The 26,459-nt window shown below is 71.0% G+C and carries 28 protein-coding genes; 21 read left to right on the top strand and 7 right to left on the bottom strand.

Going from position 1 to position 26,459, the window contains the following annotated elements:
- Positions 1 to 89: 89 nt before the first annotated feature.
- From L942_RS40570 to L942_RS40580, 3 genes are read left to right on the top strand one after another with little or no spacing between them, the layout of a single operon-like run.
- On the top strand, positions 90 to 1,391 hold the full coding sequence (locus L942_RS40570) for an extracellular solute-binding protein (RefSeq protein WP_037370660.1): 1,302 nt from the start codon (positions 90 to 92) through the stop codon (positions 1,389 to 1,391).
- Entirely contained in the window at positions 1,388 to 2,323 is a 936-nt protein-coding gene (locus tag L942_RS40575; RefSeq protein ID WP_440201369.1) for a carbohydrate ABC transporter permease, read from the top strand. Before L942_RS40570 ends, L942_RS40575 begins: the two co-directional genes overlap by 4 nt.
- Positions 2,323 to 3,144 (top strand): carbohydrate ABC transporter permease, encoded by an 822-nt coding sequence (locus L942_RS40580; protein WP_037370661.1) that lies wholly within the window; start codon positions 2,323 to 2,325, stop codon positions 3,142 to 3,144. The genes L942_RS40575 and L942_RS40580 overlap by 1 nt, the downstream gene beginning before the upstream one ends.
- Before the next feature lies 1 nt (position 3,145).
- On the opposite strand, the gene L942_RS40585 is transcribed toward L942_RS40580, so the two are convergent.
- From L942_RS40585 to nac, 3 genes are all read right to left on the bottom strand, one after another.
- Positions 3,146 to 3,916 (bottom strand): SDR family oxidoreductase, encoded by a 771-nt coding sequence (locus L942_RS40585; protein ID WP_037370662.1) that lies wholly within the window; start codon positions 3,914 to 3,916, stop codon positions 3,146 to 3,148.
- Positions 3,913 to 4,893 carry a 2-hydroxyacid dehydrogenase gene (locus L942_RS40590; protein ID WP_037370663.1) on the bottom strand — a complete coding sequence of 327 codons (981 nt, stop codon included), beginning with the start codon at positions 4,891 to 4,893 and terminating at the stop codon, positions 3,913 to 3,915. The genes L942_RS40585 and L942_RS40590 overlap by 4 nt, the downstream gene beginning before the upstream one ends.
- Before the next feature lie 107 nt (positions 4,894 to 5,000).
- Positions 5,001 to 5,906: a nitrogen assimilation transcriptional regulator NAC gene (gene nac / locus L942_RS40595; RefSeq protein WP_037370664.1), complete on the bottom strand. Its 906-nt coding sequence runs from the start codon at positions 5,904 to 5,906 to the stop codon at positions 5,001 to 5,003.
- 221 nt (positions 5,907 to 6,127) lie between these two features.
- Between nac and L942_RS40600 the strand changes: the two genes are divergently transcribed.
- The 10 genes from L942_RS40600 to L942_RS40645 all read left to right on the top strand — a co-directional run bounded on the left by L942_RS40600 (position 6,128) and on the right by L942_RS40645 (position 15,878).
- Complete coding sequence (locus L942_RS40600) at positions 6,128 to 6,904, top strand: LamB/YcsF family protein (RefSeq protein WP_037370666.1); 777 nt, start codon at positions 6,128 to 6,130, stop codon at positions 6,902 to 6,904.
- Positions 6,901 to 7,614, top strand: a complete 714-nt coding sequence (locus L942_RS40605) for a 5-oxoprolinase subunit B family protein (protein ID WP_037370667.1) — start codon at positions 6,901 to 6,903, stop codon at positions 7,612 to 7,614. The genes L942_RS40600 and L942_RS40605 overlap by 4 nt, the downstream gene beginning before the upstream one ends.
- On the top strand, positions 7,607 to 8,608 hold the full coding sequence (locus tag L942_RS40610; RefSeq protein ID WP_037370669.1) for a biotin-dependent carboxyltransferase family protein: 1,002 nt from the start codon (positions 7,607 to 7,609) through the stop codon (positions 8,606 to 8,608). The genes L942_RS40605 and L942_RS40610 overlap by 8 nt, the downstream gene beginning before the upstream one ends.
- Entirely contained in the window at positions 8,605 to 9,912 is a 1,308-nt protein-coding gene (locus L942_RS40615) for an MFS transporter (protein ID WP_037370670.1), read from the top strand. Before L942_RS40610 ends, L942_RS40615 begins: the two co-directional genes overlap by 4 nt.
- Before the next feature lie 59 nt (positions 9,913 to 9,971).
- Positions 9,972 to 10,715: an SDR family oxidoreductase gene (locus L942_RS40620; protein ID WP_037370672.1), complete on the top strand. Its 744-nt coding sequence runs from the start codon at positions 9,972 to 9,974 to the stop codon at positions 10,713 to 10,715.
- 1 nt (position 10,716) lies between these two features.
- The gene (locus tag L942_RS40625) at positions 10,717 to 11,931 is read left to right on the top strand and encodes an aspartate transaminase (RefSeq protein WP_037370673.1); all 1,215 of its coding nucleotides are present in this window, start codon (positions 10,717 to 10,719) and stop codon (positions 11,929 to 11,931) included.
- A complete protein-coding gene (locus L942_RS40630) occupies positions 11,928 to 12,968 on the top strand; it encodes a zinc-binding dehydrogenase (protein WP_037370674.1) in 1,041 nt (346 codons plus the stop codon). The genes L942_RS40625 and L942_RS40630 overlap by 4 nt, the downstream gene beginning before the upstream one ends.
- Positions 12,969 to 12,990: 22 nt before the next feature.
- On the top strand, positions 12,991 to 13,671 hold the full coding sequence (locus L942_RS40635) for a 4-carboxy-4-hydroxy-2-oxoadipate aldolase/oxaloacetate decarboxylase (RefSeq protein ID WP_235079671.1): 681 nt from the start codon (positions 12,991 to 12,993) through the stop codon (positions 13,669 to 13,671).
- Between the two features lie 132 nt (positions 13,672 to 13,803).
- The gene (locus tag L942_RS40640; RefSeq protein WP_037370677.1) at positions 13,804 to 14,496 is read left to right on the top strand and encodes a helix-turn-helix transcriptional regulator; all 693 of its coding nucleotides are present in this window, start codon (positions 13,804 to 13,806) and stop codon (positions 14,494 to 14,496) included.
- 68 nt (positions 14,497 to 14,564) lie between these two features.
- Positions 14,565 to 15,878, top strand: coding sequence for an amidase family protein (locus L942_RS40645; protein ID WP_051166579.1), 1,314 nt, complete (start codon positions 14,565 to 14,567; stop codon positions 15,876 to 15,878).
- Here L942_RS40645 and L942_RS40650 read toward each other — a convergent pair.
- Both L942_RS40650 and L942_RS40655 read right to left on the bottom strand, forming a co-directional pair.
- Complete coding sequence (locus tag L942_RS40650) at positions 15,875 to 16,873, bottom strand: serine hydrolase domain-containing protein (protein WP_037370678.1); 999 nt, start codon at positions 16,871 to 16,873, stop codon at positions 15,875 to 15,877. The genes L942_RS40645 and L942_RS40650 overlap by 4 nt on opposite strands.
- Positions 16,863 to 17,672, bottom strand: a complete 810-nt coding sequence (locus L942_RS40655) for an IclR family transcriptional regulator (RefSeq protein ID WP_037370680.1) — start codon at positions 17,670 to 17,672, stop codon at positions 16,863 to 16,865. Before L942_RS40655 ends, L942_RS40650 begins: the two co-directional genes overlap by 11 nt.
- Positions 17,673 to 17,742: 70 nt before the next feature.
- Between L942_RS40655 and L942_RS40660 the strand changes: the two genes are divergently transcribed.
- The 5 genes from L942_RS40660 to L942_RS40680 are packed head-to-tail and all read left to right on the top strand — an operon-like array spanning position 17,743 to position 22,724.
- The gene (locus L942_RS40660) at positions 17,743 to 19,287 is read left to right on the top strand and encodes an ABC transporter substrate-binding protein (RefSeq protein ID WP_106965213.1); all 1,545 of its coding nucleotides are present in this window, start codon (positions 17,743 to 17,745) and stop codon (positions 19,285 to 19,287) included.
- Positions 19,284 to 20,255 carry an ABC transporter permease gene (locus L942_RS40665; RefSeq protein WP_037370681.1) on the top strand — a complete coding sequence of 324 codons (972 nt, stop codon included), beginning with the start codon at positions 19,284 to 19,286 and terminating at the stop codon, positions 20,253 to 20,255. Before L942_RS40660 ends, L942_RS40665 begins: the two co-directional genes overlap by 4 nt.
- On the top strand, positions 20,252 to 21,136 hold the full coding sequence (locus L942_RS40670; protein WP_051166580.1) for an ABC transporter permease: 885 nt from the start codon (positions 20,252 to 20,254) through the stop codon (positions 21,134 to 21,136). Before L942_RS40665 ends, L942_RS40670 begins: the two co-directional genes overlap by 4 nt.
- Positions 21,133 to 21,930, top strand: coding sequence for an ATP-binding cassette domain-containing protein (locus tag L942_RS40675; protein WP_037370896.1), 798 nt, complete (start codon positions 21,133 to 21,135; stop codon positions 21,928 to 21,930). Before L942_RS40670 ends, L942_RS40675 begins: the two co-directional genes overlap by 4 nt.
- Complete coding sequence (locus tag L942_RS40680; RefSeq protein WP_037370682.1) at positions 21,927 to 22,724, top strand: ATP-binding cassette domain-containing protein; 798 nt, start codon at positions 21,927 to 21,929, stop codon at positions 22,722 to 22,724. The genes L942_RS40675 and L942_RS40680 overlap by 4 nt, the downstream gene beginning before the upstream one ends.
- A 2-nt stretch (positions 22,725 to 22,726) precedes the next feature.
- Here the strand turns inward: L942_RS40680 and L942_RS40685 are convergent, their stop codons facing one another.
- Positions 22,727 to 23,656, bottom strand: coding sequence for an ROK family protein (locus L942_RS40685; protein WP_051166581.1), 930 nt, complete (start codon positions 23,654 to 23,656; stop codon positions 22,727 to 22,729).
- A gap of 41 nt (positions 23,657 to 23,697) precedes the next feature.
- On the opposite strand from L942_RS40685, the gene L942_RS40690 reads away from it, so the two are divergent.
- Genes L942_RS40690 through L942_RS44740 form a run of 3 tightly spaced genes read left to right on the top strand, consistent with a single transcriptional unit; the run spans position 23,698 to position 25,770 of the window.
- The gene (locus tag L942_RS40690) at positions 23,698 to 24,450 is read left to right on the top strand and encodes a creatininase family protein (RefSeq protein WP_037370684.1); all 753 of its coding nucleotides are present in this window, start codon (positions 23,698 to 23,700) and stop codon (positions 24,448 to 24,450) included.
- The gene (locus L942_RS40695; RefSeq protein WP_037370686.1) at positions 24,447 to 25,574 is read left to right on the top strand and encodes a mandelate racemase/muconate lactonizing enzyme family protein; all 1,128 of its coding nucleotides are present in this window, start codon (positions 24,447 to 24,449) and stop codon (positions 25,572 to 25,574) included. Before L942_RS40690 ends, L942_RS40695 begins: the two co-directional genes overlap by 4 nt.
- Before the next feature lie 55 nt (positions 25,575 to 25,629).
- Positions 25,630 to 25,770 carry a hypothetical protein gene (locus tag L942_RS44740; protein ID WP_158684611.1) on the top strand — a complete coding sequence of 47 codons (141 nt, stop codon included), beginning with the start codon at positions 25,630 to 25,632 and terminating at the stop codon, positions 25,768 to 25,770.
- A gap of 167 nt (positions 25,771 to 25,937) precedes the next feature.
- Here L942_RS44740 and L942_RS40700 read toward each other — a convergent pair whose 3' ends face one another.
- The gene (locus L942_RS40700; RefSeq protein ID WP_158684612.1) at positions 25,938 to 26,225 is read right to left on the bottom strand and encodes a colicin immunity domain-containing protein; all 288 of its coding nucleotides are present in this window, start codon (positions 26,223 to 26,225) and stop codon (positions 25,938 to 25,940) included.
- Positions 26,226 to 26,459: the final 234 nt, after the last annotated feature.

The following is a 26,459-nucleotide window of genomic DNA, read 5'->3' on the forward strand; positions in this document are numbered from 1 at the left end:
CTTGACTGGCCGGAACCACTACCCTAGATTTCGGCCAGCCCCCGAGAAGTTTTCGAAACTTTTCGAACCTTCGGAGCGGAAGGTGCATCATGAAACTGGGTACTCGCCGGACCATCCGTACGACGCTCGTGGCGCCCGGGCTCGCGGCTCTCCTGGCCTTCGCCGCGGCGTGCGGCACGAGCGGACCTTCGGCCGCCGGCGGCGGAAAAGCGACGGCGTGGGCGCTGACCGGCGGCGACGAGCAGGTGTTCCGCACCTCGTTCTCCAGCGGCGGCGTCGAGGGGCAGTTCTTCGGCAACGACGCGTACAAGCAGAAGATCCGCTCGGCCGTCGGCGCCGACCAGGCGCCCACCCTGGTGTTCAGCTGGGGCAACGGCGGCATGCTGAAATCCTGGGTCGCCGCGGGCAAGATCATGGACCTGACCCCGGAAGTGCGGAAGGACCCGGCGCTGACCGGCCGGTTCCTGCCCTCGGTGGCGAGGACCGGCGTGCTGGACGGGAAGACCTACGCCGTGCCGAACAACAGCATGCAGCCGGTTTTCCTGTTCTACAACAAGGATCTCTTCGCTCGGGTGGGCGCCGAGCCGCCGAAGACGTGGGACGAGCTGATGGCGCTGGTCCCGAAGTTCACCGCGGCCGGGATCGCTCCGTTCTCCCTCGGCGGGCAGAGCAAATGGCCGCAGCTGATGTGGGAGGAGTACCTCGTCGACCGGATCGGCGGGCCGGGCGTGTTCGCCGCGCTCGCCGCGAACAAACCGGGCGCCTGGTCCGATCCGGCGATCCTGGACGCGAACCGCAAGATCCAGCAGCTGGTGGACGCGGGCGGGTTCGTCAAGGGGTTCACTTCGATCAGCACCGACAGCAACGCCGACCTCGCCCTGCTCTACACCGGCAAGGCGGCGATGTACCTGATGGGCTCGTGGGCGTTCCCCACGGTCAAGGAGGCCGACCCCGGGTTCGCCGCGGGCAAGCTCGGCTACGTCGCCTTCCCGGCCGTGGCGGGAGGGAAAGGCGATCCGGCCGACATCGTCGGCAATCCGGCGAACTTCTGGTCGGTGTCCGCGCACGCTTCCGACGCGCAGAAGCAGGCCGCGGTGAAATACCTGCGCGAGGGCGTCATGAACGACACCTACGTCGACGGGCTGCTCGCCGGGGGCGCCGTGCCGCCGGTCAACGGGATCGAGGCCAAACTGGCCAAGGCCCCGGACTCGGCGTATCTGTCCTATGTGTACGGACTGGCGCGGAACGCGCCGAATTTCCAGTTGTCCTGGGACCAGGCCGTTTCGCCCGGCCAGGCGGACGCGTTGCTGAACAACCTGGACCAGCTGTTCCTCAAGCAGATCACGCCCGAGCAGTTCTCGGCGAACATGAACGCGACGATCGGAAAGTGACCGTGTCCGCTACCGTCCTCCCCGGGGCGCGGGCCGGGAAGCGGGCGCGCCCGGCCGCGACGCCCGGCCGCGCCGGACCGCATCCGCTGATGGCCGCCCCCGCACTGGCGTTCTTCTCGGTTTTCGCGTTGCTCCCGCTCGGCGGGGTCGCGGTGCTCAGCCTGATGAAATGGGACGGGATCGCCGATCCCGCCTGGACCGGGCTGGGCAACTGGGCGGCGGCGCTGGGCGATCCGGCCACCTATCACGCGCTGTGGCTCAGCGTGCAGGTGATGGCGGCGAGCTGGTTGTTCCAGACGCCGGTCTCGCTTCTGCTCGGCGTGCTCACGGCGGGGCGCGGCCGGTACCGGGCGGTGCTCGGGGTGCTGTATTTCCTCCCGCTGCTGCTGTCGTCGGCCGCCATCGCCATCGCGTTCAAAGCGCTGCTCGACCCGAACTTCGGGATGAGCCGCGCGTTCGGCGCCTCCTGGCTCGCCCAGGATTGGCTGGGCGATCCGACGCTGGCGCTGTACGTGGTGATCTTCGTGATCGGCTGGCAGTTCATGCCGTTCCACACGCTGCTGTACCAGGCGGGCGTGCGGCAGATCCCGGCGCAGCTGTACGAAGCCGCGCAGATCGACGGCGCGGGCCCGGTGCGGCAGTTCTTCCACATCACGCTGCCGCAGCTGCGCTACACGATCGTCACCTCCTCGACGCTGATGCTGGTCGGCTCGCTGACCTATTTCGACCTGGTCTTCGTGCTCACCGGCGGCGGCCCGGGCAACGCGACCCGGTTCCTGCCGCTGGACATGTACCTCAACGGTTTCTCCAACAACGACATGGGCCGCGCGAGCACGCTGGCGGTGCTGCTCGTGGTCGCCGGACTGGCGCTGTCGCTCGGCCTGGCCCGGTTCGCCCGCTTCTCCCGCGGCAGCCAGCAGGACGGTGCGTGATGGCCAGGAGCAGACCCAACGTGCTCGGCGGGCTCGCCGGATTCGCCTGGCTGTTCGTCGTGCTCGTGCCCGTGTACTACATCGTCGTGACGAGCCTGCGCCGGCAAAGCGGGTTCTTCGCGGCCAACCCGCTGTCGCTGCCCAGCGATCCCACTTTCGAGAGCTACCGGCTCGTCCTGGACAACGGCTTCCTGCGGTACCTGGTCAACAGCGCGATCGTCACGGCAGGCACCGTGGTCATCACCGTCGCGGTGTCGCTTTTGGCGGCGTACTACGTCGTGCGCGGGCGCACCCGGTTCTCCGCGGCGACCTACAAGATCTTCCTGCTGGGCCTGGCGATCCCGCTGCAGGCGACGATCATCCCGATCTACTACCTGATCACGCGCGCGCACCTCTACGACACCTTGCTGGCGATCGTGCTGCCGTCGGTCGCCTTCGCGATCCCGCTCTCCGTGGTCATCCTGGCCAATTTCCTGCGCGACGTGCCCGGCGAACTGTTCGAATCGATGCGCGTGGACGGCGCCGGGCACGGACGGATGCTGCTCAGCCTGGTGCTGCCGATGGTGAAACCCGCGATGGTGACCGTCGCGGTGTACGACGGCCTCAACGTGTGGAACGGGTTCCTGTTCCCGCTCATCCTCACCCAGAGCTCCGACCAGCGCGTGCTCCCCATGGCGCTGTGGGCTTTCCAAGGCCAGTTCCGGGTCGACATCCCCGCGGTCCTCGCCGCGGTCGTCCTGTCCACGTTGCCGGTCCTCGCGCTGTACATCCTCGGCCGCCGCTACCTGGTCACCGGCCTCACCGCGGGCTTCGGCAAGTGACTCACAGGACCGAGGTCATCCCGCCGTCCACGTAGACGATCTGGCCGTTCACGAAGTCCGAGGCGGGGGAGCAGAGGAACAGCAGCGTCCCGACGAGGTCTTCGACCTTGCCCCAGCGTCCGGCCGGGGTGCGGGTGCGGATCCAGTCGCTGAACTGTTCGTCGGCGACCAGCGCGGCGTTGAGTTCGGTGTCGAAGTAGCCCGGCGCGAGGCCGTTGACCTGGATTCCGGAAGGGCCCAGGTCGGCGCACATGCCCTTGGTGAGCATTTTGAGCCCGCCCTTGGTCGCGGTGTAGGGCGTGATGCCGGGGCGCGCGAGTGCGCTTTGCACCGAGCAGATGTTCACGATTTTCCCGCGCCCGCGCTCGGCCATCCGGCGGGCGGTTTCCCGGCCGACCAGGAACGCGCTGCTGAGGTTGGTTTCCAGGAGCCGGTTCCAGTCCTCGGTGCGGAACTCGGTGAACGGCGCCCGGTGCTGCATGCCGGCGTTGTTGACGAGGATGTCGAGTGGTCCGGCTTGGTCTTCGATGCGGGCGATGCCGGCGGCGACCGCGTCGGGGTCGGTGACGTCGAACGCTTCGGCGAGCACGGTGGCACCGGTCCGGTCGGCGATCGCGCGGCGGGTTTCGTCCATTGTGGCCGGATCGCGTCCATTGAGGACGACGACGCAGCCGGCTTCGGCCAGGCCGTGCGCGAGCGCTTTCCCGATACCGCGGCTGGAACCGGTGACCAGCGCGATTTTGCCGCGGATGTCGAAGACGGGGTGGCTCATCGCGGCACCGCCGGAGTGCCGGGCAGCGGGGTGTGCGCGGGTTCGCCGGCGAGCACGGCGAGGAGGTTGTCGACGGCCAGGTCCACCATGGCGGCGCGGGTGGCTTCGGTCGCGGACCCGACGTGCGGCAGCGCTACGAGCCGGCTTTCGGCGACGAGGTCGGCGACGTCGGTGCCGCGGGGTTCGCGTTCGAAGACGTCCAATCCGGCGGAGTGGATCGTCCCGTCGCGGAGGGCGGCCAGGAGCGCTTTCTCGTCGACGACGCCGCCGCGCGAGGTGTTGACCAGCGTCGCGGTCGGTTTCATCGCGCGCAGCTCGGCTTCGCCGATGAGGTGGCGAGTCGCGTCGGTGAGCGGCACGTGCAGCGAAATGATGTCCGCCTCGGCGAGCAGCGTGGGGAAGTCGACCGGCTGGGCCAGGCCGTCGTCGGGCGCGGAGTACGGGTCGTGACAGAGCACGCGCACGCCGAACCCGGCTGCGCGGCGGGCGACCGCGCGGCCGATCTGGCCGTAGCCGACGAGACCGAGCGTCGCTCCGTGCACGTCCAGGCCCAGGTTGCCGTCCATGTGGAACGCGGTCCACTCGCCGGCGTGCAACTGGTCGCGGGCAGCCCCGAGCCGGCGGCGCGCGGAGAGGATCAAGGACCACGCCAAGTCCGCCGTGGTCTCCGCGAGCACGCCCGGCGTGTGCGTGACGACGATCCCGCGTTCGGCGGCCGCGGCCTGGTCGACCGCGTCGAATCCCATGCTGGCGAGGCTGACGACTCGCAGCTGCGGGCCGGCCGCGTCGAGCAGGGCCGCGTCCACCCGGTCGTTGCCGAGGCAGAGGATGCCGGACGCGCCGGCGGCGAGCGCTTCGAGGTCCGCCGCGGCGGGTTTCGCCGAGTCCGGGCCCCGTACCAGTTCCGCCCGCGAGGCCAGCCGCTCCAGGCCGGCGCCCGGAAGCCGTCCGCGCGTACTCAGCACGCGATGTCCCATGCTCTGCTCCTTGTGCCGCCGAAACTTTCTCGCCCGGGACGCTATCCAGAGCGCGGAAGCGGCGGCAAATAGCAAATCCGTGTGACGCGATCGGAATTCCGGATGGTTCATTCCCCGAACGCGTTGACGAGCTCGTGGAACACGCCGTGCACCGCGAGCGCGGCCTCGGACAGCGGTTCGTGTTCCGAGGTGCACAGCGACAGTTTCACCTCGATCGTCGGGCGGACGATCCGGCGCACGGCCAGCTGTTCGAGATCGAGGATCGCCCGCGCCGCCGACCAAGGCAGCACGGTGGCTCCGAGACCCGCCCGGACGGCGCTGACCAGCGTCAGCACCGATTCGATTTCCCCGGTGACCGCCGGGGAAAGCTCGGCGCGGGCGAACGCCGCGTCGACGACCCGGCGAATGGTGTGGATCCGGCTGGGCAGCAGGAGCGGCACGTCGGCGAGCGCGGCCACCGGCACCTCGTCGCCGTCCGGAAGCGCACCGGGCAGCCCGGCTCCTGCGATCAAGTACAGCTCTTCGGTGCGCATCGGCTCGAACCGGACACCGCGCAGGGGGCCCGCGTCGTAGATGAACGCCATGTCCATGCGTCCGGTCATGATCGCCTCGCTGATCACGCCGCCGAAGTTCTCGTTGATGTGGAGCACGATGTTCGGGAACCGCTCGCGCACGGCTTGCAGCAGCGGCAGGGCGAGGGCGGCGCCGGTGCTGTAGGGCGCGATCCCGACGGACACCGCGCCGGCCGGCGCCTGCCCGGAGACGGCGACGGCGGCCTGCGCCTGTTCGATCTGGCGCAGGATCAGCTGGGCGTGCCGGTAGAGCGCGCGCCCGGCTTCGGTGGGGGCCACGCCGCGCTTGCTGCGCACCAGCAGCTGGTGGCCGAAATCGCGTTCCAGCTGGGACACGTGCTGGCTCAGCGCCGGCTGCGCGATGCGCAGGATGTCGGCGGCGCGGGTGATGCTGCCCGCGTCGACGATCTTGACGAACGAGTGGAGGCGCCTGGTGTCCATCTCGCCTCCTCCGGTGCGCCGCGGGCCTCGATCCTAATCGGCGGACGCGGGCCCGCGCCGGTCGCGCAGCCATAAGGAAACGCGATCGCACCAGGTCGAAACGGTATTTGTCGCCTCTCCGGCGGCCGCTTACGGTCAGGTCCAGTACTCGCCGGTCCGCCCTCCGCACTCGCGATCCCGGACGCGGCGCAGCGGATTCCCGAGACATTCCGGAGGACCTCATGGGACGCGAAGTCGATCTCGTCGCCGATCTCGGCGAAGGCTTCGGCGCGTACCGGATGGGCGACGACGAGGCACTGCTGGACATCGTCACCTCCGCCAACATCGCGTGCGGATTCCACGCCGGCGACCCGCGGATCATGGATGCGACGGTCGCGTCCTGCGCGGCGCGCGGCGTGTCGGTCGGCGCCCACCCGAGCTTCCCCGATTTGCCCGGCTTCGGCCGCCGCGCGATGGACCTCACCGCGGAAGAAGTGCGGACCGACGTCCTGTACCAGGTCGGTGCGCTGCAGGCGTTCGCCGCCGCGCACGGCACGCGCGTCCGGCATGTCGCGCCGCACGGCCGCTTGGGCAATCTCGTCGCCACCCGCGCGGATTACGCCCAGGCGGTCGCCGACGCGGTGGCCTCGGTGGACCCGGCAATGATCGTTTTGGCCCAGGACGGCGAACTCGCGGACGCGGCCCGGGCTCGCGGCCTCGTGGTCGCGATCGTCGGCATCGCGGACCGCGCATACCGGGCGGACGGGACGCTGGTGCCGCGTACGGAACCCGGTGCGGTGCTGCACGATCCGGGCGAGATCGCCGAGCGGACGGTCCAGATGGTGCTGGAGGGGGTCCTCGATTCGGCCGACGGAACCGACGTGCCCGTCGAATGCGACACGGTGCTGTTGCACGGCGACAGCCCGGGCGCGATCGCGACGGCCCGCCGGGTGCGCGCCGAGCTGATCCGCGCGGGCGTCGCCCTTCGCGCGCTGAGCGCCGAGAAGGTACGCGCATGACACCGCAGACAGTCATCAGCGACTGCGGCGACGCCGCGGTCGTGGTCCGTGCTCTCCACGCCGACGCGGCGGACCGCTGGCGGATGGTCCACGTCCTGGCTGACCTGGTGGAACAGGCTGATCTCGACGGCCTGTACGGCGTGGTCCCGACGTACGACTCGCTGCTGGTGGAGTTCGACGCGGACCGCGCCGACCACGAGACGGTGCGCCGCGTCCTCGACCAGGCGCTCCGCGGAATCCGGCCGGGCGAAAGCCTGCTCGCGCGGCCGAGGTTGTTCGTCGTGCCGGTCGTCTACGGCGGGGAATACGGCCCGGATCTGGACCTTGTCGCGAGCCAGCTGGGCATCACCGCCCGGCAGGTGATCGAGCTGCACACCGCGGCGCCGCTGACCGTTCGCTGCCTCGGCGCGCCGGTCGGCGCCCCGATGATGGACGGCCCCGCGTTCCCAGCGCCGGTGCCGCGCTTGCCGTCTCCGCGCGTGAGCGTGCCGCCGGGTTCGGTGGCGGTGGCCGGGCGCCAGGCGGTGATCTGCCCGATGCGCTCGCCCGGCGGCTGGCCGCTGCTGGGCCGCACGCCGCTGCGCGTGCTGGACCCCGCGTCGGATCCGCTGACCCCGTATCGCCCGGGAGACCGGCTGCGGTTCGTCCCGATCGAACCGCAGCAGTGGGACGAACACGACGGGGCCCTGCTGGCGGCGACTGATGGCTGAGACGTTGACTGTGCACCGCAGCGGGCACGCGACCGTGCAGGACCTCGGCCGCCCGGGTCGCGCGCGCACCGGACTGCCCGCGAACGGAGCGCTGGACGAATATTCGGCCCGGATGGCGAATGTGTTGTGCGGCAACGCGGATTCGGCCCCGCTGGTCGAGATCACGATGCTCGACTTCGCCTGCGAACCCTCCGCCGACCTGCTCGTCGCCGTCACGGGCGCCCCGGCCGACGTGACCGTGGACGGCGTTCCGCACCCGCAATGGGAACCGCTCGTGGTGCGCGCCGGGCAGGTCTTGGCCGTCACAGGGATCCGGCAGGGCGCCCGGGCCTACCTCGCGGCCTACGGGGCGTTCGACGCGGATTTTCTGCTCGGCAGCTGCGCGCCCGACACCATTCTCGGCTTCGGCCGGACCGTGCGAGCCGGCGAGCACCTCGCCCTCGGCGGCCACTGGCCGTCGCTCGTGCATCCGGTGTTCCGGCATCCGTTCTTCCGACTGCGTCCGCCGCGCCCGCGCTTCGGTTCGCCGTGGACGATCGACGTCACCGACGGCCCGGACCTGGCCGAATTCGGCGAATCCCACGCTGTCCTCTTCGCCGCGGAGTACGTCGTCACCCCTCGCAGCAACCACGTGGGCCTTCGGCTGCGAGGCGAGGTACCGCGCCGCGCAGTGCGCGGCGAGGTGCTCTCGCGCGGCGTTCCGATCGGCGCGATCGAGGTGCCGGCCGGCGACGAACTGCTGGTGCTGCACCGCGGCCGCGGCGTCACGGCCGGCTACCCGGTGCTCGCGGTGGTGACGTCGGCGAGCCTGTCGTCGCTCGGGCAGGCACGGCCGGGCGACACCGTGCGGTTCCGGCGGCGAACGGTGGCCGACGCGGTCGCCGCTTACCGCGGCGGGCGCGCGGCCGTCCGGGAGGTCCGCCGCCGGGTCCGGACCGCATTCGACGCTTTGGACATCCCCTCACCGTCCTGCTGCCAAAGGAGACAGCCATGAACACGGTCGCACCGCCGCAGTCCGGGGTCGTGGACCCGCGGACTGCCCGCCGGATCACCCTCGCCGGGTGCGTCGGCATCTTCGCCGAGCTCTACGACAACGGGATCTTCGGATTCATGGCCGGCACCCTGGCCACGGTCTTCTTCCCGGACTCGAAGAACGCGGTGCTGCTGGTGTTCGTCGGGTACGCGATTTCGTTCTTCTTCCGGCCGCTGGGCGCGATCGTCTGCGGGCAGCTGGGCGACCGCATCGGCAGGCAGCGCATGCTGGTGTTCGTCATCCTGCTGATCAGCGCCGCGACCGCGGCGATCGGCGTGCTGCCGCCCTACACCGCGGTCGGCGTCGCGGCGCCGATCCTGCTGATCCTGCTGCGGGTGCTGCAGGGATTCTCCGTCGGCGGCGAGGCCGCGGGCGCGATGACCTTCCTCGCCGAGCACGCCCCGGCGGGCAAACGCGGCCTCTACACCAGCTACGCGCAGATCGCGTCGTTCGTCTCGCTGCTGACCGGGACGCTCATCGCCGCCTGGATGAACGCCGGGCTCGGCGCGGCGCGCATGGAGGCGTTCGGCTGGCGCATCCCGTTCCTGCTGGCCGTGCCGCTGGGCATCACCGGCATCTACATCCGCAGGCGGATCAGCGACACCCCGAACTTCTCCCGGCTCCGTGCGGAAGGCGGCCTTTCCCGCAATCCGCTGAAGGAGGCGTTCTCCTCGCCCCGGCACCGCCGCGCGATCCTGCTGGCCCTGTTCATCCCGCTGCTCAACGGCGCCGGCTACTACGTGCTTTTCACCTACATGCCCACGTTCATGAGCAAGGTTTTGCACTTCAGCAGCGTCCAGGGGCTGCTGGTGACGGCCGTGGCCCTGGTGTCGATCTCGATCGCGATCCCGTTCGCCGGCGCGCTGTCCGACCGGATCGGCCGCAAGAGGGTCATCGCGGGCTCCGCCGCGGCGATGGCGGTGCTGGGCGTCCCGTGCTACCTGCTCATCGCCACCGGCAACGTCGGGCTGGCCATCCTCGGCGCGAGCGTCCTGGCGGTCGTCTTCGCCGGCCACACCGCGATCATCCACATCCTGCTCGTGGAACTCTTCCCGACCCGGGTCCGCTACTCCGCCTACGGCCTCGGCTACAACGTGTCGTCCGCCGTTTTCGGCGGCACCGCGCCGCTGCTGATGACCTTCCTCATCGGACAGACCGGCAACACGACCATCCCGGCGTTCTACGTCGTCCTCACCGCGCTCGGGACGCTGATCGCGGTTTCCCGGGTGACCGACCGGGCGCACGAACCCCTGCGGGACTCCTGAGCCGTCCCGGAAAACCTCGGAAAACTCCGGAAAAACCCCGGAAAGAAAGGACCCCGGAAATGCCCTTTTCCGACTACCGCACCGCGCTGGTGACCGGCGCCTCGACCGGCATCGGAGCGGTCATCGTCGAACGGCTCGCGAAGCAGGGGCTCGAGGTGCACGCGGTCGCCCGCAACGGCGAGCGGCTGGCCGAGCTCGCCCGGACCACCGGCTGCGTGCCGCACACCGTCGACGTCACCTCCACCGAGGCGCTCGCCGACCTGGTCCGCGGCCTCGAAATCGACGTGCTGGTCAACAACGCCGGAGTGTCGCGGACCGGGAACATCCTGACCGCGGACGAATTCGCGATCGACGAGCAGGTCGCGGTGAACCTCCAGGCCGTGCTGCACCTGGTCCGGCTGGTCATGCCGGGCATGGTGGAACGCGACCTCGGGCACATCGTCAACATCAGCTCGATCGCCGGCGTCTACAACTTCGGCGGGAACACGATCTACCACGCCACCAAGGCCGCCGTGCACACACTGTCGCGGCAGTTGCGCGTCGACGGCTACGGCAAGCGGATCCGGGTCACCGAGATCTGCCCCGGCCGGGTCGAGACGGAAATCTTCGGCCGCCTGCTCGGCGACATGGACAAGGCGCAGCGCGAGTACTACGACGGCTACGAATCCCTCAAGCCCGAGGACATCGCCAGCGCGATCGAATTCGCCATCGAATCGCCGCGGCACATGAACGTGGGCCACATCGAGATCCTGCCGACGTTCCAGGTGCCCGGCGGGCTGAACTTCGAACGGCGAGCCGACTGAAATGCAGACCGCACAACGGGTTTCCCGCATCAAACCGTCCCCGAGCACCGCCGCGGCCCAGCGCGTGCGCGAACTGAAAGCGACCGGCGCGCGGATCCTGGACCTCACCGTCGGGGAGCCGGACTTCGACACGCCCGACCACGTCAAACTCGCCGCGATCGACGCCATCGTCCGCGGCGAAACGAAATACACCCCGGTCAACGGCACCCGGCAGCTGCGCGAAGCGATCGCCGCGAAACTCCGGCAGCGCCACGGGCTGGAGATCCCGCTCGACCGGATCACCGTCGGCGGCGGGGCGAAGCAGGTCATCTACCTGGCGCTCGCGGCCACTGTGGACACTGGAACGGAGGTGATCGTGCCGGCGCCGTACTGGGTGTCCTATCCGGACATGGCGCTGGCCAACGACGGAACGCCGGTGGTCGTCGAATGCGCGGCCGAGAACGGTTTCAAGCTCACTCCCGGGCAACTGCGCGCGGCGATCACGCCCGCGACCCGGTGGCTGATCCTGAACACGCCGAGCAACCCGGCCGGGGTCTCCTACACCGCGGCCGAACTGCGCGCGCTCGCCGACGTCCTGCTGGAACACCCGCACGTCGCGGTGCTCACCGACGAGATCTACGACGAGATCTCCTACGAGCCGGACCCGATGCCGACCCTCCTGGCCGTCGAACCCCGGCTCGCCGACCGGGTTCTGCTGACCAACGGCGTCTCGAAGACCTACGCGATGACCGGCTGGCGGATCGGATACGGCGCCGGGCCGGCGGACCTGGTGGCGGCCATCGACAAACTGCAGTCGCAGAGTTCGTCCTGTCCGTCGTCGGTCAGCCAGGCCGCCGCCGTCGCCGCGCTCACCGGGGACCAGACCTTCGTCCGGGAAAGCGTCGCGGCTTACCGGGGGCGGCGAGACCGCGTCGTGAAGCTCGTCAACGACACGCCCGGCCTGCGTTGCCAGGCACCGCACGGCGGGTTCTACGTGTTCGTCGACTGCCGGGAACTGCTGGGCGCGACCACGCCCGCGGGCGCCGTCGTGGCCACCGACGAGGATTTCCTGGCGTACCTGCTGGAGACCCAGCAGGTCGCGGCGATCCACGGCACCGCCTACGGCACCCCCGGGTACTTCCGGATCTCGTTCGCCACCTCGACCGACGTCCTGGAGGAGGCGTGCGACCGGATCCGGCGCGCGTGCGAGGCGCTGGCCTCGGGGGAGGGCCGATGAAAGCCGTAGTCGTCCACGGAGCCAAAGACCTGCGCGTCGACGAGGTGCCCGCCGCCGCACTCGATCCGGACGGCGTGCTCGTGCGAGTGGTCTACGGGGGCATCTGCGGTTCCGACCTGCACTACGCCGCGGACGGCCGCAACGGCGCATACCCCGTCGAAGAACCGTTGACGCTCGGGCACGAGGTGGTCGGCGTCGTCGCCGCCATCGGGCACCGCGCGTCCGGAGCGCCGCCGATCGGCACGCGGGTCGCGATCCACCCGGCCGTCCCGTGCGCCCCGGCCGGTGCCGCCGAACCGACCGGCCTCCACCTGACACCCGGCGGCACCTACCTGGGCAGCGCTTCGACCCGTCCGCACACCCAGGGCGGTTTCGCGGAATTGCTCCCGGTCGGCGTTCCCCAATTGCGAGTGCTCCCCGACGATCTCCCGCTGCGGCGCGCGGTTCTCGCCGAGCCGTTGGCGGTCGCCCTGCACGGCTTGGCCCGCCTGGGCGACCGCGTCCGCGGCGCGCGGGTGCTCGTCAGCGGCGCGGGACCGATCGGCTCGCTGGCCGTCGCCGGGCTGAACCATCTCGGGGCGCACACCGTCGTCGCCGCGGACTTGCAGGAGTATCCACTGCAGGTCGCGAAATCCGTCGGAGCCGCCGAAACCGTCCGCTTGTCCGAGGGGGAGACCTGCGAGCCGAGTTCGTTCGACGTGGTCGTCGAGGCGGCCGGAGCCGCGGCCTCGCTGGCGTCCGCACTGGCCGCGGTCCGTCCCGGCGGCGCGGTGCTGCAGCTGGGCATGCTGCCCGGAGGCGGCGTGCCAGTGCCGATGGCCTCGCTGATCGCCAAGGAAATCGCGCTGTTCGGTTCGCAGCGCTTCGACACCGAACTCGACGCGGCGCTCGCGCTGCTCGCCGCCGAACCCGCCCTGGACGCGGTGGTCAGCCACGAATTCGACCTCGGCTCGACCGCCGAAGCATTCGCCTGCGCCGCCGATCCGTCCCGGTCCGCCAAGACGATCCTGCGCCTGTCCGCGGATCCCGATTCCTGAGGAGCTGTCCCCGTTGATCCACGTGCGCACCAAGGTCGACCGCCCGGCCCCGGAGCTCGTCGCCGGACTGGGCGAGTACTCGGCGGCCACCATCCACGAGGCGCAGGGCCGCAAAGGCGCCCTCTCCCACCGCCTCAAGCCGGTGGACCCCGCGATGTCTTTCTGCGGCCCGGCTTTCACGGTCTCCGCACAGGCCGGCGACAACATCATGGTCCAGGTCGCCATCGCCTACGCCCGGCCCGGCGACGTCATCGTCGTGGCCGGCGGCGAATTCCCCCAGGCAGGTTCGTTCGGCGACGTATTGGCGACCGCGTGCCACAGCAAGGGTCTCGCCGCCTTCGTCACCGACTCGGGCGTCCGCGACAGCGCGGAACTGCGCAAGCTGGGGTTTCCGGTGTTCTCCGGCTCGGTGTGCATCGAAGGCACGGTCAAGGAAACCCTGGGCCCGATCAACCAGCCGATCTCCGTCGGCGGCCAGATCGTGCGCCCGGGCGACATCCTGCGCGGCGACGCGGACGGCATCGTCGTCGTCGACCCGTCCGAAGCGAAGACGGTCGTCGAGGCCTGCCGGGAGCGCGAGGAACACGAAGCCTGGCTGCGGGCGCAGCACCGCCGGGGCGCGGCGACCTTGATCGAACTCCACGGGCTGGCGGAGAAACTCAAGGCCAAGGGGCTGGTGGTGGAAGAGGGCGCGGCGAGCTGAGGAGGCGCGGACCGTCCGACGTCGCGGCGAGGCGCGGCCGGCGAGGACAGCGGCTGCGACGGGCTGCCCCTTAGACTCTCGAGCGAGCAAGGGGGAGCCGACGAAGCTGAGCCAGCGTCGAAGCGAGGCGGTATGGGCCAGGAGTACGCACTGACGTGCGAAGCGATCGATATCGTCCTCTCGGACTCGCCGCCGAAGACGAAGCGCCTTCTGCTCGGCGATGTCCTCCGCCGGATGCTGAACGCGGACATCTTCGCCTCCTTTGTCTGCGATGCGTCCGGTCCCTACGCCGATCCGGTTCAGCTCGACCTCGGCGACGACGCGCTTCGTGCCTACCACCGGCATTTCCGGCACGTCGACGACCTGACCCCGCGGCTGTTCGCGCGGGGGAGCGCTTCGCGGGTCACTCCGGCGGCCGGGGTCTCCGCCGAGTTCGTCCAGGACTTCCTGCATCGCGGCGGCATGTACCACGGCATGAACTACTTCCCGGCCGGTGCCGGTCCCGGTTCGGTGGATCTGCGGCTCTGGCGCGGACGCGACGGTCGCGCGTTCACCGAGGCGGACGCACGGGTTTTCCGGTCTTTCGGGGACCTCGTCGCGCGGACCTGGCCCCGCGAGGCCCCGACCGGGCAGAAGGCGCTGTCCCGGCGCGAAGCGCAGGTGGCGGAGCTGGTCGCGGACGGGGACAGCGACAAGCAGATCGCCGCAGCCCTCGGCATCGCGCCGCCGACGTTGCGGACCCACCTGAGCAACGCGTTCGCCAAGACTGGCGCGCCCAACCGCGCTGCCTTGGCGGCGTATCACCTCCGCCATCGTCAAAACTGACGATGGCGCGAACCGGGCGGCATGCCGAGACTGCCGGATAAGCCTCATTCGCTGCAAAGGAGCCCCGGATGCCGCTTACCCCGGCGGATGCCACCGCCCACCCCGCTGTCCTGGACGCGGTCGAACGACCGGAACCCGGGGAGTGGACGCAACTCTGCACTGCTGACGAAATCGCGGCTCAAGTGCCGCTGGCGGGCGGGAAGCCGTATCCGCTCGCGGTGAAGGCGAACATCGCGGTGCGCGGACTGCGCCGATCCGCGGGCTGCGAGCTTCTGGACCTCGCGCCGGAGGAGGCCGACGCCCCGGTCGTCGCGCTGCTGCGCCGCTCCGGCGCGGTGGTCGTCGGCATGGCGAACATGCACGAACTCGCCTTCGGGATCACCTCGCAGAACACTTCCTATGGCGCGGTGCGCTTGCCCGGCCGCCCCGGTTATCTCGCCGGGGGTTCTTCGGGCGGCAGCGCCGCGGTCGTGGCACGCGGCCATGCCGAGGTCGCGCTGGGCACGGACACCGGGGGCTCGATCTCGATCCCGGCCAGTCTGTGCGGGGTCGCGGGCTTCCGTCCCAGCACCGGACGCTGGCCGACGGCGGGCATCGTCGGCCTGTCGTGGACGCGGGACGCCCCCGGGATCTTCGCACGATCGGTGCGGCGCCTCGCCGAGATCGACCTGACCATGCTCGGCGGGACCACGGCCGAGGACCTTCCGCGTCCCCGGGTCGGGCTGCCCGCCGAACTGTTCCACGAGTTGCACCCCAGTACGCAGGCAGCGGTCGATTCGGCTTTGGCCGTGCTCGCGGACATCGTCGAGCTGGTGCCGGTGCGGCTCGCGGAGGTGTGGGAGCTGACCCGTGCGGCGGCGATGCCGATTGTCTGCTGGGAAGCCCACCGGCTGCTCGGCGACGTCGCTGCTCGTGCCTTGGGCGTGAACGCGGAGCAGGGCTTCGCCCGGCTGGTCGCGGAGGTGCGCAGTCCGGACGTCCGGCAGATCCTGGAAGCGGAGGCGTCGTCCCCGGTGTCGCCCGACGCGTACGCGCTCGCCCAGCAGCAGACCGAGCAAGCGAGAGCGTGCTACGCGGACCTGCTGCGCCGGCATGCCCTCGACGCGCTCGCGTTCCCCGCCACGCCCGCACCGGCACCGCCCGCCGACTGCACCGGGACGGTGGAGCATCTGGGCCGCCGCGTCGACGCTTTCGAGCTCTACACTCAGAACACGACGCCAGGCGCGATGCTCGGGGCGCCCATGGTCACCTTCCCGCTGGCCACCCCGGCGGCAGGTCTTCCGGTCGGGCTGACCGTCCAAGGCGGACGGTTCGACGACCGCCGGGTCTTGCGCCTCGCCGAACGGATGGCGGACGCGCTGTCGAACGGGGTTCCGGCCTAAAGCCGCACCGCCGCGGAGTGGAAATCCCGGCGCACCGCTTCGATTCCGGTCGTCGCGCGGGTGGGGTGGACGCGGTTGGTGAGCAGGACGTAGTACCGGCCGCGGCCGGGTTCGAACCACACACTGGTCCCGGTGAATCCCGTGTGCCCGTACGAATCCGGTGCCAGCTCGGTGCCCACCGGGGAGCCGGGCACGTCCAGGCACTGCCAGGCGAGGCCCCGGCGCAGGTTCAGCCCGGAGGTCTGACAGGCGATCATCTCCGCGTGCGTGCCGGGCTTGAGCAGGGGAGCGGCGCCCCCGGCGAGAAGCTGTGCCCAGCGTTCCAGATCGGACAGGGTGGCAAACAGCCCGGCGTGGCCGCAGATTCCGCCCAGCACCACGGCGTTCTCGTCGTGCACCTCGCCGCGGACGACGTGCCCGCGCCACGGGCAGTCCTCGGTGGCGACGGCGTCCGGGACCGGCCCGAAGCCGGTCGCGGCGAGGCCGGCGGGCGTGCTGACCAGGTCGGTGACGAGCTGGTCCAGCGGGGCGCTTCCGGCCGCTTCGGCGACCAGGCCGAGCAGGATGAAGCCCTGCGACGAGTATTCGACCTGTCCGTCCGTGCGGCGCGGTCCGAGGCGGATGGCTTCGAGCAGGTCCACGCGGGTGGAATGGGTGCGCCACAACGGAGTTCCGCCCGGAAGGCCGGACGTGTGCGTCAGCAGCTGCCGGAGCGTGATCTCGGCGGGGTACGACGGCAGGTACCGGGAAACGGGGTCGTCGAAGGCCAGCGCGCCGCGGTCGGCGAGCGCGCCGACGACCATCCCGACGACCGGTTTGGTCACCGAAGCCAGATCCCACCGGCTGTTCTCGGCGACCGCGGGGCCGTCCCACCAGAGCGTGCCGAGCAGGCCCCGGTCGAGCACGCCGTCCGCGGTGCCGACCGACCACGCGGCGGCGGAATAGACGCGATTCTCCCGGCCGCGCGCCAGGATCTGCGCCGGCTCAGTCCTCATCGGGCACCAACCGGACCGGCGCACTGCTCAGCGCCGCCGAAATCCGGTTCGCCGCCTCGGCGACGAGCGGACCGAGCGTCGGGAAACTGTCGGGCGGCAAGGCGAACGTCAACCCGGCCACGCTGACCGCGCCCGCCACCTGCCCGTCCGCGGCCAGCACCGGAGCAGCGACACAACGGACGTGCTGCTCGTGCTGCTCGTCGTCGACGACGTACCCGAGAGTGTCCACAGTGGTCAGGGACGCCCGGATTTCCGCCGGGTCCGTGACTGTCTTCGGCGTGCGGGCGCGCAGCGGCGCGGCGTCGAGCACGGCCGCGACTTCCGGTGGTGACAGCCGGGAAAGGATCGCGCGGCCGACCCCGGTGCAGTAAAGCGGGACCTCGCCGCCGGGACGGGTGTTGAGCCGGTACGCCTGGTCCGGTTCGAGCTTGTCCACGTAGACCGCGCGGTCCGCGTGCCGCACCGCGTAGTGGACCGTGTGCCCGGTCCGCCGCCGCAGATCGGCGAGGATCGGCCGGATCGCCGGACGCGCCGCGAGCACCGCCGCCGACATCCCCAGCAGCCGCGGTCCGACGGTGTACCGGCCGCTGCCGAGCCCGACCGCGAACCCGGCCTCGGAGAACGTCTGCAGCATCCGGTGCGTGGTCGGTTTCGGCAGGTCGCAGGCCTCGGCGAGGTCGGCGAGCCGGTGCGGCCCGCCCGGTCGCGACAGTGCGGCGAGGACCTCGAGAGCCTTGTCGACGGCACCGCGGGGCTCGGCCCGTCCGGTGCCGGACGAACCGTTGACAGCGTTCTTCACGCCGCCTACCTTAGCGCAATCCCGTTCCATCTGACGGAATGAGATGTCACCCCACGGAAAGGAAGACCCCGTGGCCCCACCTCCCCGCCTGTCCCGCCGCACGGCGCTCCGGCTGGCCGGGCTGACGCTGCCGGCCCTCGCCCTGCCCGCCGCGCTCACCGCGTGCGGCACCGCGACGGGCAGCCCCGGCCGCGTGCTGCGCGTCGCCCAGACCGCCGACCCGAAGACCCTGGACCCGCAGAAACAGGGCGATCTGACCTCGATGAACGTCCTGATCAACCTGTTCGACACGCTCACCACGCGCGGGCCGGACAACCAGCTCGCCCCCGGCCTCGCGCTGTCCTGGTCCTCGCTCGACCGGCTGACCTGGCGGTTCCGGCTGCGGCCCGGCGTGCGCTTCCACAACGGGGAGCCCTGCGACGCGCACGCGGTCGCCTTCAGCGTGCAGCGGCTGCTGGACCCGGCGACGAAATCGCCGATCGTGGAGCTGCGCTACGTCAAGAAAGCGACGGTCGTCGACGAGCTGACCGTCGACCTGCACCTCAGCGAACCGGACCCGATCCTGCCGGCGAAGGTCTCGCTGTTCGGCGGGGTCGTGGTGCCCCCGGGCTACCTCCGGCAGGTCGGCAACGCCGGCTTCGCGAAGCATCCGGTCGGCACCGGGCCGTTCACGTTCGTCGAGTTCCAGCGCGACCACCAGACGCGGATGCGCGCGAACCCCGCGTACTGGGGCGGGAAACCGGCGTTCGACGAGCTGGTGTTCCTGCCGATGCCGGACCCGTCGTCGGCGCTGGCGTCGCTGCAGAGCGACCAGGTCGACATCGTCGCGAACCTGACCCCGGACGCCGCCCTGCAGATCCAGGGGTACCGCGGCGTCGAGATCCGGCACTACCCGGGCATCCGCACGTCGTACCTGTCGCTCGACACCACCGCGGGCCCGTTGCGCGACGTGCGCGTGCGCCGGGCGCTCAACCACGCCGTCGACGTGCCGCTGCTGATCAGAGCGGTGCTCGACGGTAAGGCCCGCGAGGTGCCGACGATGTTCCCGCGCGAAGCGTTCGGCTTCGACCCGTCGATCCGGCCGTACTCCCGCGACGTCGGCCTCGCGAAACGGCTCCTCGCCGAGGCCGGTTTCCCGAACGGCTTCGACACCACGCTCACCGCGCAGACCGCCGACGCCAACACCGCCGAGGCGATCTCCGGCCTGCTCGCCCGCGCCGGGGTGCGCGCCCGGGTGGAACTGGTCGACCCCGGCACCTACAGCAGCCGGCTGACCTCGAACAACCGCGGCGCGCTCGGCCCGATCTACCTCGCCGCCAGCACCGGCTGGACGCTCGACGCGGAAAGCCTCGTGCAGTCCAACGTCCGCCACGACCGCAGGCAGAGCCGGTGGCGCAACCCCGAAGCCGACCGGCTCGTGGACGTCGAGGAGCAGTCGCTCGTGCCCGCCGACCGGCAGCGCGCGTTCACCGACCTCCAGCATCTTCTGAACCAGGAGGCGCCGTTCGTGTTCCTCTACCAGATCGACAGCATCTACGCGGTCAACACGCGACCGCGCTGGCAGCCGGGCGTTGTCGGCCTGCTCGCCATGGCCCGGGCGCAGGTGGCGTCGTGACCGCCCCGGCCGTCCCCGTCTCCCGTCCGGCCGCGGCCGGGACCGGAGTGCTGCGCGCGGTGGCGACCAAGGTGGCGACCGCCGTCGTCGTGCTGTTTTTCGTGGCCACCGCGGCGTTTTTCCTCGTGCGGCTCTCCGGCGACCCGGTGAAGCTGATCCTGCCGCCGGACGCGACCGCGCACCAGGAGGCGACCCTGCGGGCGAGCCTCGGCCTGGACCGGCCGCTGCTCGCGCAGTACCTCGACTACCTCGGCGGGCTGCCGCGCCTGCGGCTGGGCACGTCGCTGGTCTACGACCAGCCGGTCTCGGAGGTGCTGTTCTCCCGCGTGCCGGCGACGCTCGAACTCGCCGGGGCCGCGCTGCTGGTCGCGCTGGCGATCGCCGTTCCGGCGGGCACCTACGCGGCGACGCGGCGGGGCCGCGCGGGTGATTCCGGCGTGCTGACGGGCGTCCTGATCGGACAGTCGACGCCCGCGTTCTGGGTCGGCATCCTGCTGATCCTGGTGTTCGCCGTGCAGTGGCAGGTGCTGCCCGCGTCCGGGTACGGCGGGCTGGAGCACCTGATCCTGCCCGCGGTCACGCTCGCGGTGTACTCGGTCGCGGTGATCGCCCGGCTGCTGCGGTCGTCGCTGATCGACGTGCTCGGTTCGGACTTCATCCGCACCGCCCGGGCGAAAGGCCTCGGCACCGCCGGAGTCGTGCTCTCGCACGGCCTGCGCAACGCCGCGCTGCCGGTGGTCACCGTGGTCGGGCTCGAGGTCGGCACCCTGCTCGGCGGCGCGATCCTCACCGAGCAGGTGTTCTCCTGGCCGGGGCTGGGCCGGTTGACCGTCGAGGCGATCCAGAACCGCGATTTCCCGCTCGTGCAAGCGGCCGTGCTGTTCTTCGCGGCCACGTTCGTCGTCGTGAACCTGCTCGTCGACCTGTCCTACACGCTGCTCGATCCGAGGGTGCGGGTGACCTCATGACCGCCGTGACCGTTGCCGTCCCGACCGCCCGGCCCAGCGTGGTGCGCGCGGTGCTGCGCAACAAGCTGGGAGTCGTCGCGATCACCGTCCTGGCGCTGATGGTGCTGGTCGCGGTCTTCGCGCCGCTGATCGCCCCGTACGACCCGGGCGCGCAAGACCTTCTGGTGCGGCTCCGTCCGCCGGCGTGGGCCCAGGGCGGCACCTCCGCGCATCTGCTCGGCACCGACCAGCTCGGCCGCGACATCCTGTCCCGGCTCTGCTACGGCGCCCGCGTATCGCTTCTGGTGGGCGCGTGCGCGGCGCTGCTGGCCGGGCTCGTCGGCGCGGCGATCGGGCTGGTCGCTGGGTATCTCGGCGGCTGGTTCGACCGGATCCTGATGCGGATCGCCGACATCCAGCTCGCGTTCCCGTCGATTCTGCTCGCGCTCGCCGTCGTCGGATTCCTCGGCTCCGGGTTGTGGCACGTCGTGCTCGTGCTCGGCTTCACCGGCTGGGTGTCCTACGCCCGGGTCATCCGGTCCGAGGTGCTTTCCTTGCGCACCAGGGAGTTCGTCACCGAGGCGCGGGCGATCGGCGTGCGCGGCGGGACGATCATGCTCCGGCACCTGCTGCCGAACGTGCTGGCTCCGCTCGCCACGATCGGCACGCTGCACGTCGCGGCGGCGATCGTGGCCGAGGCGTCGCTGAGCTACCTCGGCCTCGGCGTGCCGAAGCAGACCGTGACCTGGGGCGGGATGCTCAGCGACGGGCAGCTGTACCTCGGCACGTCGTGGTGGGTCGCGGTGTTCCCCGGGCTGGCGCTGATGCTCACCGCGCTCTCGGTCAACCTGACCGGCGACGTCCTGCGCGACGTCGCGGACCCGAAGGCGTACCGCTCATGAGCGCTCTGCTGGAGATCGAGGACCTGCGGATCGAATTCCGCCTCGCGACCGGGACCGTGGCGGCCGTCGACGGCGTGAGTTTCGCCGTGGAGGCCGGGGAAATCCTCGCGGTGGTGGGGGAATCGGGAAGCGGCAAGACCGCGACGGCGCTGTCGGTGCTGCGGCTCAACCCGGAACCGCCGTGCGTGTACGCCGGGGGAGAGGTGCGCCTCGACGGACGGGACGTGCTTCGCCTGCCGGAAAAGGAACTCCGGCGGATCCGCGGCAACGACGTGGCGATGGTGTTCCAGGACCCGATGACCAGCCTGAACCCGGTCAAGCGGGTCGGCGCGCAGGTGGCCGAGGTGCTGCGCCGGCATCAGGGCGCGACGCGGGCGCGAGCGCGCGCGGCGGCGGTGGAAGCGTTGCGGGAGGCCGGGATTCCCGACCCCGAGCGACGCGCCGGCCAGTACCCGCACCAGCTGTCGGGCGGGCTCCGGCAGCGCGTGATGATCGCGATGGCGCTCGTCGGACGGCCGCGGGTGCTGATCGCGGACGAACCGACGACGGCGCTGGACGTGACCGTCCAGGCGCGGGTTCTCGACCTGCTGGTGGACCTGCGGCGCAAGCACGGCATGGCGATCGTGCTCATCACGCACGATCTCGGCGTCGTCGCTGAGGTCGCCGACCGGGTCGTGGTGCTGCGGTCGGGACAGGTGGTGGAAACCGGCGACGTGGTCCCGGTTTTCGAGCAGCCGCGGGAGGACTACACGCGCGACTTGCTGCGCGCGACGCCGAAACTGGAGCGGGCATGACGAATCTCGTGGAGATGCGCGGGCTGCGCAAGCACTACGGCGCGCTGGCCGCGGTGGACGGCGTCGACCTCGACATGCGTGCCGGGGAAACCCTTGCCGTGGTGGGGGAATCGGGCTCCGGGAAGACGACGCTGACCCGGCTGCTGCTGCGGCTGGAGGAACCGAGCGCCGGTTCGGTGCGCTTCGCCGGCGCGGACCTGTTCGCGATGCCCGCCGCGCGGCTGCGGAAGGTGCGCCGGGAGATGCAGGTGGTGCTGCAGGATCCCTACTCCAGCATGAATCCGCGGTGGCGGATCACCGACGTGGTGGCCGAACCGCTGGTGACGCACGAACGCGGGATGCGCGGCCGGCGCGGCCGGGCGAAGCTGCGGGAGCGCGTCGGCGAACTGCTCGCCGCGGTCGGGCTTTCGCCGCAGATGCAGGACCGCTATCCGCACGAGTTCTCCGGCGGGCAGCGTCAGCGGATCTCGGTCGCGCGGGCGCTGGCGGTGCGGCCGCGGCTGGTGGTGCTGGACGAGCCGACGAGCGCGCTGGACGTCTCGGTGCAGGCGCAGGTTCTCGAACTGCTCGCGGACCTGCAGAGCCGGTTCGGGCTGACGTATCTGTTCGTGTCGCACAACCTGGCCGTGGTGCAGCAGATCGCGGACCGGGTGGCGGTGATGCGCGCCGGGCAGGTGGTCGAGCTGGCTCCGGCGGACCGGTTGTTCCGAGCACCGGAGCACGAGTACACGCGGACCCTGCTGGACGCGGTGCCGAACCCGGACCCGCGAGCCCGCCGGCGGGTGGCTTCGTGAACTCAGAGCTTCGACAGGACCAGACCGGCACCGCCGAGCAGGGCGACGTCGTCGGCCGGGCTCTCGTTGACGACCACTCGCGGCGGTTCGGCGCCGGTGGCCCACGACGAGTCCTCGCGCAGCCGCTGCTCGATGCGGGCGCGGAAAGGGTCGCCGCCCTCGGCCGCTTCGCCGTGCAGGACGAACAGACCCGGGGCGAAAAGCTGCTGGATGTTCACCAGTCCGAGCGCGATGTTGCCCGCGTACTCGTCCAGGAGCGGGTCGCCGGCGAGTTCGCGCACGCTCTGGGCGGCGAGGCCCCGCCGGTGAGCTTCGCCGCGCAGCCACGGCGTCGTCGCGACGGTTTTCCAGCAGCCGCGCGCCCCGCAGGTGCATTCGAGGCCGCTCGCGGCGACGGTCATGTGCGCGCCGCTGCGGCCGCCGGGCGGGGCGAGGACCTCGCCGTCGAACAGCAGGCCGACGCCGAGCACTTCGCCGGTCGAGACCGACGCGAACGTGCTGCGGCCCTGGCCCGGGCCGAACCAGCGATCGCCGAGAACCTGCAGGCGGGCGCGGTGCTCGACGTGGACCGGGACGCCGGTCAGGCCGCCGAGCACCTCGGCGATCGGGTAGCCGTGCAGCGCCGGCACCTCGTGCACCTCGATGATCGTCCCCGCCGCGGCGTCGACCAGTCCGGCGGAGGCGACGCCGATCGCGGCTGGCGCGGTGGGGAATCGAGCCACTTCGGCGAGCGCGGCCGCGATGCCCGCCGGGGCGGCGGTGCGCGCGTAGGTCGCTTCGGCCCGCCACCGCACCGCGCCGGCCAGATCCAGCAGCGCGGCGCGGATGCGGCCGGGGAGCAGTTCGACGGCGCCGAGCACCGGCCCGGCCGCGGACGGCGCCGCGACCGGCGCGGGAACCAGCCGCAGGGCCGGGCGTTCGCCGGAATTCATGCGGTCACGATGCCACGCGCCGCGCCGGGAAGGGAGGCCACATGTCCGAACTGACGCGAATGACCTGGCGGGAGGCGCGCGCCGCCGGGCGGTCCGCGATCGCGTTGCTGCCGATCGGCTCGCAGGAACAGCACGCCGGGCACCTGCCGATGGGCACCGACACGATGCTCGCCGAAGCGGTCGCCGACGCCGCGCTGGCCCGGCTCGGCGGCGACCCGGAGGTGGTGCGGCTGCCCGCGCTGCCGTTCGGCCACAGCCCGCACCACCTGTTCGCGGCCGCGGTGTCGCTGCGCGCGTCGACGCTGCAGGCGGTGCTGGACGACGTGCTCGACTCGCTCGCCACCAGCGGATACCGGCGCGTGCTGATCGTCAACGGCCACGGCGGCAACGACGAGATCATGCGGCTGGCGGTCAAGCAGTACGCGCTGCGCGCGGACGTCGCGCTCGCCGCGTGCTCGTACTTTTCGGTCGGCGACGGCCAGGTGCCGGGCCACGCGGGGATGTTCGAGACCTCGCTGATGCTCGCGGCGCACCCGGACCTGGTGCGCGCGCCGGAGCCGAGGCCGGTCGTGGACCCGCCGCCGCTGTTCTACGACTCGCCGTATCCCGGGCTGACCGTCGAGCGGCACGGCGAATGGGCCCGCGCCGGCGGGACCACCGACGACGCCGCCGCGGCCACCGCCGCGCACGGCGCGGAACTGCTCGCCGGGCGCAGCGCCGCGCTCGCCGAGGCGATCCGGGCGTTCGACCGCAGCACCCGCGACAGCCACGCATCCACCGAAGGGGCGCAATGAAGATCACCGACGTCGACGTGCGGGTCGTCAACCTGCCGCTGACCAACCCGTTCACCAGCTCGTTCGAGACGAAGACCGGCGAGACCCGCACCGTGGTGCGGCTGCGCACCGACACCGGCGCCGAGGGCTGGGGCGAGACGATGTGGGGCCGCCCGGTCGCCGAGCTGACGCGGAAACTGGGCGCGGAGATGATCGGGACCAGCCCGTTCGCGCTCGAAGCCTTCCACCGCCGGCACCACATGGTCCCGTTCTTCCACGGCTACCTCGGCTATGCCGCACTCGCCGCGCTGGACGTGGCCTGCTGGGACCTCATCGGCCGCGCGACCGGCCAGTCGGTGACCGACCTTCTCGGCGGCCCGGTGCGCACCGAGGTGCCCATCACCGCGCTGATCACCCGCGCCGACGCACCCGGCGCGAAAGGCGCGGAACTGGCGCAGGGCCTGGCCGAGCACACGGCGAAAGTGGTGGCCGAAGGCGGTTTCCCGGCGGTGAAGCTGAAAGGCACCCGAGACGTGCGCGGGGACGTCGAGATCCTGCGTGCCCTGCGCAGCGCACTCCCGGACGTCGAGCTTCGCGTCGACCCCAACGCCGCGTGGTCAGTACCCGACTCGATCCGCGCCGGGCTCGCACTGGAGGAACTGGACCTGGAATACCTCGAAGACCCGTGCGTCGGCATCGAAGGAATGAGCCAGGTCCGCGCGAAGGTGCGGATTCCGTTGTGCACCAACATGTGCGTAGTCCGCTTCGAAGAGTTCGCCCCGGCGGTTCGCCTCGGCGCGGTGGACGTGATCCACGGCGACGTCTACAAATGGGGCGGCATCGCGGCCACCAAAGCGCTCGCCGCGCACTGCGAAACGTTCGGCCTGGGCATGAACCTCCACAGCGGCGGCGAACTCGGCATCGCGACCGCCGCACACCTGGCGGTAGTCGCGAGCACTCCGGTGCTTTCCCGCGCGATCGACAGCATGTACTACCTGCACGCGGACGACATCGTGGCCCCGCTGCACCTGTCGAACGGCCGGCTGAGGGTCCCGTCCGGGCCGGGGCTGGGGGTGGAGGTGGACGAGGAGAAACTGGCCTTCTACGCGGGGAAGAACGAGAGGGAAGGGGACTTGACTGGCTGAGCGGCGCCGGGACCCGGTGTCGCGGTCCCGCTCGAGCTGCCGTGACCGCGCGGCTATGGAGTTCTTTGCGGGGGAGGCCGACGAAGGTGCGCTGCGCTACTTCGCCTGCAACGCTTTTGATGTGGTGCTGGATGGTGGTGCGTCTGTCAGCCACTTCGGGCAGGCTGGTCGCCGACGAAAACAGCCGTCGATCTGACGGCCTCTCGGCGGGCGAACAATTTGCCTGTCCAAGACTGATCCACAGCAGCCACACGACTGCACCTGGCCACGTGAACGACGTAGTTTCCCGCAGAAGTCAGTCCGTCGCTTTGGCTGTGGCTTACCGTCGGCGGAAAGGGACTCCACGGCCGCAGCGTGCATTGGTCATCCGAGTGTCCCGAGCCGCTGCAGGCTCGCCAGCGCGTCGGCAGCGCGCTGGCGCAAGGCTTCGGCCCGGTCTCGGCGCTCGGCCGGTGAAGCTTCCGGTGACACGAAGTACTCGTCGACTTCGGAAAACAGCTTGTCAAGGACGGCGAAGACGTCGTCGGGGTGCGGAGTTTCGTCCTTCTTCATCAGGTCGAGATATTGCTGCTCGAACTGGGCAGCGTCGATGGTGCGGTCGGCAAACCGCCGGATCAGCGTGGCGTAGTCGGCTGCGTCGCGGTTGTTCACTTCGGAAGCGCTCATTTTCACCCTCCACCCAAGGGATCCTCGTTGGCCGACGCCCACTTGATCGAGCTGGCGGGCTGAACCGTGGACCTGTCTGCCGTTGACGACGGCCAGGACCTGCGCGCCGACCAGTCGCTTCTGTGCGGAACTGCACGATGCCGCATTACCTGATCTGCTTGCCCCGGAATTCGGCCCCTTCGAGTCCCGGGTCCGCACGATGTGATTCGATGTTCTGTT

The organism is Amycolatopsis orientalis DSM 43388 (genome assembly GCF_000411975.1).
GTDB lineage: Bacteria > Actinomycetota > Actinomycetes > Mycobacteriales > Pseudonocardiaceae > Amycolatopsis > Amycolatopsis orientalis_D.